Here is a 12,820-nt window from a genome sequence, read left to right on the forward strand (position 1 = left end):
ATCAGGAGTTATGGAACTAGTCGAGTTAATCAAAACAGAACCGCAAAAAGCTATCAATCTGATCAAGAACAGATGCTTTATGGATTTCACCAAAATCAAAAACCTCAAATCTGAATTTGATCTTATTGATAGGAATTTACGTGATACTCAAATCGGTAAGGTTCAAAAGGATAAAATGATTGGAGAAGGAGAGAAGCGGAAAAAAGTTAGCTCTGTGAGAATACCTGTGCCGTTTCAAAATAAAATCGTCACCACATCCACAGCTTTTGAAGTTGGTGAACCTGTCAGCCTAGTTCCAAGTGAAGCCAACGACTTAACCGAAGAAATTGAAAGGCTCTGGGAAGCGAACCGAGTTGATTCTAGTATTATGAAAATGGTTTCTTTGCGTAAAAGTGAATTGCAATCAGCTTTATTGTTTTACATCAAAGACGTTGACAAAAACAAAACTTTCAACAAAAAACTAGGCAGTAATAAAAACAAGGAAATCAAAACCAAAGTCCTTGAAAACAAATATGGCGTGATGTCTCCATACTTTGATGAGTATGGTGATATGAAGCTTTTTATGTGGGAATTCACATTAAAAGATGAAGAGAATAAAGAAACCAAACACGCTTGGATTTACGATGAAACCAAAGTTTATAAGCTTAAAAGCACCACAGGTAAAATGGAACTTATGGATTCTGAAGATCATGGTTTTTCTAAAATTCCAATTGTTTACACCGCTCAAGACAAACCAGAATGGCATATTTCTGAAAAAATGATTGATAGGCTAGAGGTCAGTCTATCAAAGCTAGGTAATTCAAATGATTATGCTGGGCATCCAATTCTAAAGCTTTACGGTGATGTGGAAGGCGCACCTGATAAAGATGAAGATGGCAAAGCTTTTAGATTGGAACAAAAGGAAACCGACGATGGCAAAATCATCTCTTCTGATGTTGAATTTTTAACCCATGACAATGCACCTGAATCTGTCAAGCTCGAATTGGATCGACTTGAAAAATATATTTATTCCTTATCATCAACGCCTGATATCTCATTTGACAATATCAAAGGTTTGGGTACTATTTCAGGCGTGGCCATAAAGCTGATGTTTTTAGATGCTATGATCAAAGCTACAATGAATAACACCAGTTTGAATCAGCCAATGATCGAGCGGATCATCAATGTATTTATTTCTGGGACTATCGAAACAAGATTGACTAATCTCAAAAAGTATGTTGAAAATACTTACATTAAAGTTCAGTTCAATTCCATCATTCCAGATGACATCAAAGAAACGATTGAAACTTATGCTAGTGCAGTTGATTCTGGCATTATGAGCGTGGAAACTGCCATAAAAAAACTAGACCTGGTCAAAGATGTTGAAAAGGAAATGGAAGGGATTAAAACCGAAAAAGCTCCAGTTGAATAATTTTATATATATTTATATCCGTTAACATAAACAGTCAATATCAATAAGTTTTCTATAATTGTTCTTGATATTTGGAAGTTGCCCACAAGCTGAAAAAACTAATGGCTAAAAAAAAAGACAATAACATGATTTCATTGAAATCACTAATAATTTTGGTGATTTCAATTTGGCTTTTTTCTGGAATTATAAGTTGGTTCTTTTTTAAAAACTGGAAAGAAAGTGCTTCATTTGGTGATACTTTTGGAGCAATAAATTCATTATTTTCAGGTTTAGCTTTGGCTGTTATAATTTACACTATTTATCTTCAAAAAACAGAATTAAGTTTACAAAGAAAAGAGTTAGAATACACAAGGGAAGAATTATCAAGAACTGCTGATGCTCAAGAACAAACAGCAAAATTAATGAACGAGCAAATTAGATTGAGCAATCTTCCATTTTTACAGTATAATTCAAAAATTATCAGAGGGAAAGAATGTTTAATTATATCTAATCAAAGTGATAACCCAATATTTGATGTTGACATTTGGTTATTTATCACTGAAGCTGAATTTAGCTATGAACATAAAAAATTTATTGAAGATTGGGTCGATGAAAGACATAAGGAAAATTTGAAAATTGGAGATTTAATAGATGATGAATTATGGGCAATATGTGAAAGAGGAATTTATCATTCATTTCCAAAAAATAAAAGAATAATTATGCCAATTGATTATCCAATTGGAGATAGAGCATTTGAAATTTATGTTCAATACAGAGATAATTTAGGAAACAATTATTCACAAAGTATCTATTTTATGGACAAAAACTCAAATCAAAACCCATTTGAGGATGCTATCTCTAAACCTAATATTCCAACCGTTACAAAAAGAATAGATTTGACAAATAAGAATTTGACTGAAGAAATGCTACCAGAAATTGCTAAAGGATTAGTCAATTTGAAAAAAGCATCTATCTTCTGTTCATATCTTAAAGATAGAGAAAAAATAGGCGTGGAAAATTATTGGGAAATGAAAAATTTGTAAAATAAATGTTTTAATAATACATTAAAATATTTAAAAATAGAGAGTTATTAATTTAGTAAAATTAAATTATGCAAATATCAGAATTATTACGTTTGACTGAATGGTTCAAGAAAAATATTGTTAAGAGAAAAATACCAAATTATTACAGTGATTTATTTAAGATAATGAATCAAAATACTTCAAATTCTAAACAGCCTTTTGAAAATGAAAAGAATGAATTATTTGAATCTTTAACTGAAGTAAATATAAATTCATTGACATTAGAACAAATTAAATTTTTAGAACAGATAGAAATTTTAGATCTCTTAGGAAGTGAAGGGATAAGTAATATTGAGTCAATATTATATAAAAACAAATTAGATATTGCAACTGCTGCAAATAAAGTCGGAGAATTTAACAGTAGGGTTCAAAATGCAGTAAAAAAAATTAATGAATTAGATACAGTTTTAGGTAAGTCATTTTCAATTGATGACGGAGAGCTACCTGAAGATACAATAATGATGCGAGTGTATTTTCAAGATAGTGTTGCAATTAACGATATTACTGATTTTAAAAAACTTAGCACAGTCTGGTATGATATAGGGCGCGGGATTGCAATGGCTCAAGGCTTTACTCCAGAAGATTTTAAAATTGTAGGAGCTCAAAAAGGTTCATTAATTATCGAAATGGCAGTTTTGGCTAGTATTGCAACTTCGGTTAGTACCATATTGCTCAAAGGTCTTAAAATTGCTGAAAGAGTAATTGATATATTAAAGAAAGCTGAAGAGCTAAAGGCAATGAAACTTTCTAATGAAAACATTGAGAAGGAGGTTAAAAAAGCAGCCAAACTTGAAAAAGAAAAAGGAATTAATTTAATACTTGAATTAGTTATCGAAGAACTTGGTTTAAATAAACAAACAGAAGGCGATAAAGTAAATGCTTTAGAAAAGTCTATTACTAAACTAATTAATTTTACTCAAAAAGGTGGAGCTGTTGATTTTATAGAGCCTAATGAAGAAGAGATAAATGAATCAGAAGATGTAAATGAATCAAATTCATCCGTCAGAAGTGAGATAAAAAAGCTTAAAAATAATGTTGAAGAAATTAGGCAACTTGAAAACAAAATAAAATTACTTGAAAATAAAATTGATAGTTGATAGCTATTCTAACAAGATTTATATTTATTGAGTTTTGGATACTATAATTAGTATTTCTGCAATTAATTAAATTAGTTTTGCAGAGGTAATTTTACTATTACTTAGTAATTGCTTTAATAAAATAATTTAAGAAAATGAATCAGATATCTAAAGAGCAAAAATTGCTTAAAGAAATTCATATTTTACAAAAAAAACTAGAAGTTGCCAACAACCGAATTAAAACCGAGAAATACGGAATTACTTGGTTGGACGTGCCAGAAGCATTTGAAGAAGAAAGTGAAAACCAGCTACCTATATTGACAGAGGTAAAAGAAAAAGCCATAAAAAATGAGGACGGAAAACCAACCCACATTTTAATTGAAGGAGACAATTACCATTCGCTTACTTGCTTAAATTATACGCACAAAGGAAAGATTGACCTAATCTATATTGACCCACCTTACAACACAGGAAAGGACGGATTTACATATAAAGACAAAAGGATAATCGACAAATTTCCTGATGGAACTACTGTACCGAAAGACTCGCCATTAAGACATAGTTATTGGCTTTCTTTTATGTACAAAAGATTAGATTTAGCAAAAGACTTACTAAAAGACACAGGCAAAATCGTAATAAGTATTGACGATAATGAAGTAGCAAACCTTGTTTTACTTTGTGCAAAGGTTTTTGGCAGTTACAACCAAGTTGCGGTGCTACCAACAATTATGAACCTTAAAGGTAATCAAGATGAATTTGCCTTTGCAGGAACTCACGAATACACAGTAATTTTTGCTAAAGACATTTCTAAATGCACATTTAATCAATTTGATTTAGATGATTCTGAATTAGAAAAATGGGAAGAAGATGAAATTGGTTTTTTCAAAAAAGGTGCACCTATGCGTGCAACAGGAGAAGAAGACAAAAGAGAAGATAGGGCAGAAATGTTCTATCCAATATTTATAAAAAATGACGAAGCATTCTCTCTTACAAAAGAGGAACATTTTCAACTATATGATAAACAGACAAAAACCTTTAATGATAAATTCTTAAAAGAAATAATAGCGCAATATGAAAAAGATGGGTTTGAAACTGTTTTACCTTTTTCAGGCGATAAATACGGCAGATGGCGTTGGGGATTTTCAGAAAAAAACAGGAAAAGACTAAAAACAGACGTTATTATCAGTCGAACCAAAAACGGGATTTCTTTATATAAAAAACAAAGACCTGATTTAAATGAATTACCAACAAAAAAACCGAAATCATTATTTTACAAGCCTGAATATTCAAGTGGGAATGGCACAGCACAATTAAAAAACATTTTAGGCTATAAGGCTTTTAAAAACCCAAAACCAATTGACTTAATTATTGACCTTATTCAATTATCAACAAACCAAAAATCTACCGTTTTAGACTTTTTTGCAGGTTCAGGCACTACATTACACGCTTGTTTAGATTTAAATAATCAAGGATATAAAATTCAAAACATTATTTGTACAAATGATGAAGGAAATATTTGTACTGAAGTAACATATCCAAGAAGTAAAAAAGTTATTGAGGGATATATTGATTTAAAGAAAAATAAAATCCAAGGGCTTGGTAATTCATTAAAATTTTACAAAACCGATTTTGTAGGTTCTAACAATATTCTTTCAGCAACAGATGAAGATAAATCTTCATTGGCTCACAAAGCAGGCTATTTGCTTGCCATTGCAGAAAACACATTAGAAGAAATAGAATTAAGCAGTTGTTATCAACTGTTTGAAAACGATAAAAAAGTAACCGCCATTTACTTCAAAGAAGAAATGACTGAAATGGAGGCTTTTTTAGAGAAAGTAGAAAATATAGAAAAACCAATCGCATTGTATCTTTTTAGTTGGGGAAATAGAAGTGAGTTTGAGGCTCTTTTTGACCATTTGGAACACATTACAATTAAAACCATTCCACAACCCATTTTAGAAATTTACAAAAGGATATATAATATAGTTACCGTATGAGCAGATACAGTCCATTAAACTTTCAAACGAAAGCCATAGATAAATTAGTTTCCACATTTACAAATTTGTGGGGAAATACAGAACCACAAAGACTTTTGGCGTTCAAATCACCCACAGGAAGTGGTAAGACTTTTATGGTTGCCAACTTTGTGCATAGTTTGAACAATATACCAACTTGGGATTATGATAAAGCTTTTATTTGGATTACGTTTTCGGAAGACTTGGCAATGCAAAGCAAAGACAAGTTTCACGAGTATTTTGATACAAATCTTGAAAATGGTTTACTTACAGTAAATGATTTTAAACAAGGCAAACTATACAAAAACGATATTCTATTTATCAATTGGCAAAAGTTGGTTGCTTCCAAAAAAGAAAACCGATTGTTGCGAAGACCTGATGAAGAAGAATTTTTAAAAGAGCAAGGTTACTACTTTGAGGATTTAATCGAAAACACCCACAAAGAGGGTAGAGAATTTGTTTTAATCATAGACGAAAGTCACAAAAACCGAGATACAAATTTAGCCCAAGAGGTAATTGACATTATCAATCCAAAAGTAATTCTCAATGTTTCTGCAACGCCCAAAAACATACCCGGAATTGATGAAATTGAAGAAGGAACAGCAGGTTACGTTGGGGTTAAACGTGAAGAAGTAGTTGAAGAAGGATTAATCAAAGAAAAAATTGCAGTTCAAACCGAAGAAGATTTAGCAAAATACCCAAACAAAGATTTAGACGAGTTACTTTTAGATTTAGCTATTGAACGCCAACAAGAAATAAAAGCTGAATACAAAACTTTAGGCAAAAACATAAATCCATTGGTTTTAATCCAATTGCCAAATGACGATAGTCGTTTGAAAGACGCAGGACAAAAAACCAAAGAGGAAATAGTTTTAAATTATCTTCAAAAAAAGAAAATAAACACAGACAGAAATGTTGCCTTATGGTTTGACGGCAAGCAGAAAAATATGGACTTCATTACACACAATGAAAGTGATGTAGATTTTATGCTTTTCAAACAAGCCGCAGGAACAGGATGGGATTGTCCGAGAGCTCATATTTTGGTAATGTTCAGAGAGATTAATTCAGCTTCGTTTTACGTTCAGACCATTGGTAGAATTTTACGAATGGCAGAACCAAACCGCAAAGACGACTACAAGAACAATCCGAATTTACGAACAGGATATTTATACACCAACTACAAGCGTAATGATGTAGAAATCCCAGACCAAGGAACTAAAAACAAACCTTTTATATACACCTCAAAACGAAAAGAAGATTTAGAGAATATTGAGGGTTTATATTCTGACTTTGTTTCTCGTGTTGATTATGGCGATTTAGGTCACGCAGTAAAATTTCAAATGGGTTTCTTAAAATCATTTGACAATTATTTTGGTTTTGAAGAGCAAGACCACCCAGCTATAATGCGAGAAAAAATTCAAGCAAAAGGCATAAACATAAACCCAACTTTAACAAACAAATTAATTGTTGATGCGGAGTTTACAGATTATGACAAAATCAATTTAGACTTTGCCAAAAAAGGACACGAAGAAGATTATGAAATTTCAAGAAATGATGTTGAGAAATTATTCAATTGGTATTGCTTTCAACTTCTTTCAGAACAAACAGAAACAGAAGCAAAAGTTTCAAACGTTTCTCGTTCTTGGTCGCCTTTGAAATCGGCTTTTAGAGTATGGTTTAAAAGTATATTTGACCAAGACAGTAACTTGTACTATCGTATTCTAATCAATGATTTAAACAAGGAGCAATCAAGTATTTTCAGACAAGCCTTAACTAAAACTTTGAAAGACTATTATCCTGTAAAAAAAGAATATCTTGAAAAGCGAAAAAAAGACATAGAAAAACGCGAAGCACCACTTTTTGAAATTAAAGAGGAATACACTTTTACAGATGACTATGCACAATTGAAAGCACAAGAAGGAACTTCCGAGTTAAGTGCTATCCAACCATTCTATTTGAAAAAGGAATATAAAGGACGAGACAATGAATTAAGATTCTTGAATTACCTGGAACAGAAAAAAGACAATTTAGATTGGTGGTTTAAAAATGGAGATTCAGGAAAAGAGTTTTATTGCTTAAAATATTACAACACAGCGAAAGAGAAAGAATCACTGTTTTATCCGGATTGGATTATGAAATTTAAAGATGGTAGAATTGGCATTTTTGACACTAAAAGTGGACAAACAGCACATAATCCTGAGGGTCGAGCTGTGGGCCTTGCAGATAAGCTGAAAGTATTAAATGAGAATGAAAATATATATGTTGGTGGTCTTGTTATCTTAGAGAATAATCAATGGTATTACTTTAGTAATGAAAAATATTTATCAAAAAATTCGAAATCTGAGGTTAAAACAGTAAAATTTGATTATAAATACAATCCTAATAGTTTAAATAAAAACTGGATACTATTTGAAAAATTATTTAACTAAAAATAGAAAATTTATGATAACTAAAAAAGAATTAAAAGACTTAGGTTTTACTGAAATTAATCCGCTCGAAAATAATTCCATTGATTTACATCATACTAACAAAGAAAAATTTCCTTTTAAAATTAACCTTTCAGCTCATGGAATAGCTCAACCTATTTTGCCTAAAGCAAAAGGCGATATGTTTAGAGATATCAATAAACTCAAAGACTGGTTATCTTTAAATTTTAGTTAAACATCATTTTTACTAATATGATTAAAACCCGCCCCACCATAAGCGGTTTTTTTTGTGTGTAACTTATTATTTAGAAACATTCTAAATAATCTTAAAAGATTTAAATTTGTCTAGAACGAACAATTTAAATCTAATTCTTATGTCAGTAGAAGTTAAAAGGATCAAGGAAAGACTGAAGGCCAAATTCCCGAAAGTCAACTTATCCAAAAAAAGGATTGACGAAATCTCGGCAAGACTTGCAAAGAAACCGGATGACGATGCGGATGATACTGCGATTGATGAAGTAATTCAAGATGCCAATGACTTCATGCCTTTTGAGGACATTGCACGCGAAGATGATCGTGTGAGAAATCTTGAGAAAAAAGCCAATCAAAAGCAGGACCCAAATCCTAGTGACGGTGAAGATCCTAAAACTCCTAGCGAAAACGATGATGATGAAGACGATGATGGTAATGTCCCGAAATGGGCAAAATCATTAATCGACAGTAACAAAAAACTGTCAACAGAGCTTCAGGAAATCAAAAAAGGGAAAGTCATTGAGACTAAAACCAAATCCGCTAGAGAGTTGTTTGATGAAAACGAAACCTTTAAGTCGCTTAAAGACAAGAACAAAGATTTCTTTTTCAGACAAATCAACGTTGAATCAGAAACACCAGTTGAGGAACAAATTGAATCTTTAGAGAGTGAGTACAAAGATTTGGTACAAACTCAAAAAGACAATGGCAGTTATGCCGGAACGCCTCCAGCTAGTGGAACTGATGTTGACAAACCTTCTGACGAAGAAGTAGATTCAGTTGTAGAAAATCTTTAATCTAAAAAGACAAGAAAATGCCAGAAGCAAATTTAACGCGTAGTTCTGCTGTCAATACCAGTGATGATTCAATCATCATTCAGGAATTGATCGAGGATATTCCAGGCGGAAGAACGCTAGATGTCGAAGGATTCGGCAAAGATGTTATTCAGGCAGGTCACACCATCATTGAAAATGATGAGACAGGCGCATTAAAACCAATGCCACTAAATGGCGCTGGAGATGATTACGCCGCTAAACCTGCAAACCACACCTATGTAGGTGTTTTGGTTGGAACTGTACTTACCAAAAAGCCATTGGCTTCAGTTATGGTAAGAGGAACTGTAAATGAGGAAGCCGCAAAGAATGCTGGTCTACCAAGTTATACAAGTGCAATGAAGTCAGCTATAGCCTTAGTTCGATTTACTAAAAACTAATAGATCATTATGGAAAAATCTCTTTTCAAACAATATGTAGACAAATGGTTCAAGCCTATTGTCTCTAAAGTCGTTGAGAAAATCAACGGAAAGGAAGCCGAACTGACTTACATGTGGCGAAGTATGCTTAAAAAAGTGTATTCGCCAACATTGAAGTGGAGTTCACTCTCAAGCAACAATACACACATTGCCGCTGATGTTGTTTCTATGAATTCAAGCCTGCCATTGAAAAAGCGTGATTCACTCAGAAAAGCTGAAGGCGACATTCCAAAGATTGGAATGAAGCTGGCTTTAGATGAACGCACAATGACAGATTTGGATATTCTGGAAAGAACCAATCAGAACAATGACCGTACAAATGAAATCATCAAAAAGTTATTTGGTGATACCAAAAAGTGTACAGTTGGTGTATTGGAGCAATTGGAATTCATGTTTCTGCAAGCCTTATCCACAGGTGTAACTGTCATTGAGGACAAAGACAAAAACACAGGTATCGGCATCAGAATTGATTTTGGCCATCCAAAAGAAAACAAATTCGGTGCAGAAAAGCCTTGGTCAGATAATGATTCTGCTAAAGTTGTTTCAGACATTGAGCGTATCATGGACAGAGCCAGTGAGAAAGGACACACGCCAAGATACTTGCTTATGGATCGCGGAACTTTCAAAAACCTGAGAAAAAATCCTGAGGTTAAAGAATTGTTTGCCGCTTCTATGGGTTTTGCAGGGCAGAACATTCCAACACCGACTTTAAGTCAAGTCAATGATGTGATGAGTGACAATTATAATTTAGAAATTGTGATCATTGATCGTTCTGTTGCTTTCGAAAAGAATGGCAAAAGAACTTCTGTGAAGCCATGGGCGAAAAACGTCGTTGTATTCTTAGATTCTATGGATGTTGGAGACTTATCCTGGGGAACTTTAGCTGAAGAAAATCATCCAGTAAGTCAAGTGTCTTATCAAAAAGCAGATGATTTTATTTTGCTATCCAAGTATCATAAAAACGATCCACTTCAGGAGTTCACATCTTCTCAAGCTTTAGCCGTTCCGGTGATTCATAATGTAGATTCTATTTACATGTTGGATTCAGAGGAAGCTGAAACTGAAGAACAAACTGAAGGCGATTCAGTTTTCAATTATGAAGGCACAGATTATACAAAATCTAGTGTAGTAGCTGCGATTAATCTTGCAAATGAAGATTTGAAAGCTAAAGCGACCAATGCGGATTCTACACTTCAAACTAAGATCAATAAGCTTTCTGAAGCTGAAATCGAAGTGTTTGAAGAAAACATCGAAGAACCAGCATAATACGTTTGATGTATGTATAGCCCAGAAGTTATTCAGAATTTAAAAAACAGAATTGGATTTGGCAAATCAAGTCTTCCAATTGAAGTCGATGAAAGTAATGTAGATGGAACCACAGGTAGAACATTTGCATTTTATCACAGGCTTGTCAATCCGAAAAACATCTACATGACTATGGATGAAATTGAAGCTTCGCAAACGAAGTTCAACGCATTCCTGGATCAACTCAAACTAGATGTCACAAAATCTGTTTTGACTGAATTACTTCATAAAAATGAATATTATCGGAGTAGTAAAGACTACTCCGATATTATCATTGATAAGGCTGAAATCTTTGATGATTGCATCGGTTACAATATGGCCATCACTTGCATAGAAATGTTGATCAGTTCATCTAGAATTAATCAACAACAACGCAACGCTGAATTGAAATATGACAAACTCAAAATTGAGTTGGAAGGCTTCAAAGATTCCAAAGGCAATCAAATCGCCAATGGATTGACAAGCAAATACAGTCAGGCCATTAAAGATGCTTCCAAAATATTATTCCCAGATGGTTTAAGAATTCGAAGCCCTAAAGTTTGGTAAGATGAATCATACAAAAGAAAATCCTGAAGGAATAGACGAAAAAATTCAGCTGTTGCAAAACAAGCTGTACACTAAGCTAGATTATGATAAAATGACCGCATACGGGCGTGTCTATAAGCTTAAAAAAGGTGAAAAGACATTTCCCGCGTTTTTTAAAGAAGGCGATGATTATAAAGATGTGCTTTTGGATGATTCTAAAAACTGTCAATTCTTTTTTTTCGAGAATAGCAGAACCAGATACGAATCCCCTTTGAACATCACAGATGTAAAGATCATTTTCCTTTTGAATTTAAAAAACCTAAAACCAGATATTCCACATCGAGCTGATGAAGAATGCAAAATTGAAATCCAAGAGATTCTAAACAGAATCAAGTTTTTCAAAATAAAAAGCATTGATAAAGGTCAACGTGCATTGAGTGATTTCATCACAGATTTTCAGGATATGCAACCTTATCACGCTATCAGTTTCAATGGAACATTGAGATATCAAATTAACTGCTAAAATCATACAATAATGACAGTTGTTAACGAAGTCTGCGGAGCTGAAGGTTCTAAGACTAAAAACACAGGCGGAAAAAAACAGCGCTTAGAAGGTGCTGTCAGAACCTATGCCTTAGCTAAAGGCAATTTCACTTTTGAATCTATAAAGGATGCCAAAAGCAAAGAGAAATGGGATGAAGCCAAACAAAATAAAGATATCGTTATTTTCTATGATATCGAAGAGCTCGAGGTCAACAATCGAGAGGAACAGATCACTGAGGGAAGATACTCAGATTACAAAAGCAAGGATGCCATCAAAGGCGTGAACTACACGCACTATTTGAGTTCTTGTAGCTATGAAGCTTTGAAGTCTTTTGAAAGTTCTGAATACAACCGAGTGTTCAGAATCACAGAAAACAATGAATTGCTTTGTGTGGTTAAGGATGACGGCAAAGTTCAGGGAGAACCGTTGAATTCTTTCTTAGTTGGAATTAGAAACGATGCACCAGCTGATGGTGTTCCTAATTGCCAGGTCATGTTGAAATTCAACCCTTACAAGCTTTCAGTTTTAAAACCTGAATTCGACATGTCAGATTACGAAGGTATTTATGATGTGCGTTTAGAATTGGTGTCTGCTACGGCAACATCAATCAAATTCAAAGCTATGGCGGTTTGCTCATGCAATGCAATCAAAAGTTTTGAAGAAAGTAATGTCGTGGTCAAAGATGCATCTGGAGCTGTTGAGACAGTATCATTTGTTTCACCAGATCCTGATGGTGTTTATGAAATCACCGGTACAGATTTCGCCAATGGTTATGAGCTAGACTTGGATGGAGTTATAGCGCAAACCGAAATCATGTATGAATCTGAAGCGCCACTTTCAATTCAGCTAGACTAATGGCTAGTTACAAAGGGATAAAATTCGCAAAGGGGTACAATCGCCCCTTTGACGAATTCAAAAAGGAGTTTGAAAACACTCACGTCTTTAAATCAATTCCA

The 12,820-nt window shown here is 33.4% G+C and carries 12 protein-coding genes; all 12 read left to right on the forward strand.

What is annotated here, in order from left to right; translation table 11 throughout:
• The first annotated feature begins 10 nt into the window (after nucleotides 1-10).
• The 12 genes from EIG86_RS10810 to EIG86_RS10865 all read left to right on the forward strand — a co-directional run bounded on the left by EIG86_RS10810 (nucleotide 11) and on the right by EIG86_RS10865 (nucleotide 12,719).
• Nucleotides 11-1,411, forward strand: a complete 1,401-nt coding sequence (locus tag EIG86_RS10810; protein WP_127846193.1) for a phage portal protein — start codon at nucleotides 11-13, stop codon at nucleotides 1,409-1,411.
• A gap of 101 nt (nucleotides 1,412-1,512) precedes the next feature.
• Nucleotides 1,513-2,433: a hypothetical protein gene (locus EIG86_RS10815; protein ID WP_127846194.1), complete on the forward strand. Its 921-nt coding sequence runs from the start codon at nucleotides 1,513-1,515 to the stop codon at nucleotides 2,431-2,433.
• 68 nt (nucleotides 2,434-2,501) lie between these two features.
• Nucleotides 2,502-3,569, forward strand: coding sequence for a hypothetical protein (locus tag EIG86_RS10820; protein ID WP_127846195.1), 1,068 nt, complete (start codon nucleotides 2,502-2,504; stop codon nucleotides 3,567-3,569).
• A gap of 134 nt (nucleotides 3,570-3,703) precedes the next feature.
• Nucleotides 3,704-5,545 (forward strand): site-specific DNA-methyltransferase, encoded by a 1,842-nt coding sequence (locus EIG86_RS10825; protein WP_127846196.1) that lies wholly within the window; start codon nucleotides 3,704-3,706, stop codon nucleotides 5,543-5,545.
• Nucleotides 5,542-7,992, forward strand: a complete 2,451-nt coding sequence (locus EIG86_RS10830; protein ID WP_127846197.1) for a DEAD/DEAH box helicase — start codon at nucleotides 5,542-5,544, stop codon at nucleotides 7,990-7,992. The genes EIG86_RS10825 and EIG86_RS10830 overlap by 4 nt, the downstream gene beginning before the upstream one ends.
• 13 nt (nucleotides 7,993-8,005) lie before the next feature.
• Nucleotides 8,006-8,224, forward strand: coding sequence for a hypothetical protein (locus EIG86_RS10835; RefSeq protein WP_127846198.1), 219 nt, complete (start codon nucleotides 8,006-8,008; stop codon nucleotides 8,222-8,224).
• Between the two features lie 139 nt (nucleotides 8,225-8,363).
• Nucleotides 8,364-9,035, forward strand: a complete 672-nt coding sequence (locus EIG86_RS10840) for a hypothetical protein (RefSeq protein ID WP_127846199.1) — start codon at nucleotides 8,364-8,366, stop codon at nucleotides 9,033-9,035.
• 17 nt (nucleotides 9,036-9,052) lie between these two features.
• A complete protein-coding gene (locus EIG86_RS10845) occupies nucleotides 9,053-9,451 on the forward strand; it encodes a hypothetical protein (protein WP_127846200.1) in 399 nt (132 codons plus the stop codon).
• Nucleotides 9,452-9,460: 9 nt separating this feature from the next.
• The gene (locus EIG86_RS10850) at nucleotides 9,461-10,756 is read left to right on the forward strand and encodes a major capsid protein (RefSeq protein WP_127846201.1); all 1,296 of its coding nucleotides are present in this window, start codon (nucleotides 9,461-9,463) and stop codon (nucleotides 10,754-10,756) included.
• Between the two features lie 12 nt (nucleotides 10,757-10,768).
• Nucleotides 10,769-11,341, forward strand: coding sequence for a hypothetical protein (locus EIG86_RS10855; RefSeq protein WP_127846202.1), 573 nt, complete (start codon nucleotides 10,769-10,771; stop codon nucleotides 11,339-11,341).
• Nucleotide 11,342: 1 nt separating this feature from the next.
• Nucleotides 11,343-11,843 (forward strand): hypothetical protein, encoded by a 501-nt coding sequence (locus tag EIG86_RS10860; RefSeq protein WP_127846203.1) that lies wholly within the window; start codon nucleotides 11,343-11,345, stop codon nucleotides 11,841-11,843.
• 12 nt (nucleotides 11,844-11,855) lie between these two features.
• The gene (locus EIG86_RS10865) at nucleotides 11,856-12,719 is read left to right on the forward strand and encodes a hypothetical protein (protein ID WP_127846204.1); all 864 of its coding nucleotides are present in this window, start codon (nucleotides 11,856-11,858) and stop codon (nucleotides 12,717-12,719) included.
• The last annotated feature ends 101 nt before the right edge of the window (nucleotides 12,720-12,820 follow it).

It is taken from the genome of Psychroflexus aestuariivivens (assembly GCF_004010055.1).
Taxonomy (GTDB): Bacteria; Bacteroidota; Bacteroidia; order Flavobacteriales; family Flavobacteriaceae; genus Psychroflexus; species Psychroflexus aestuariivivens.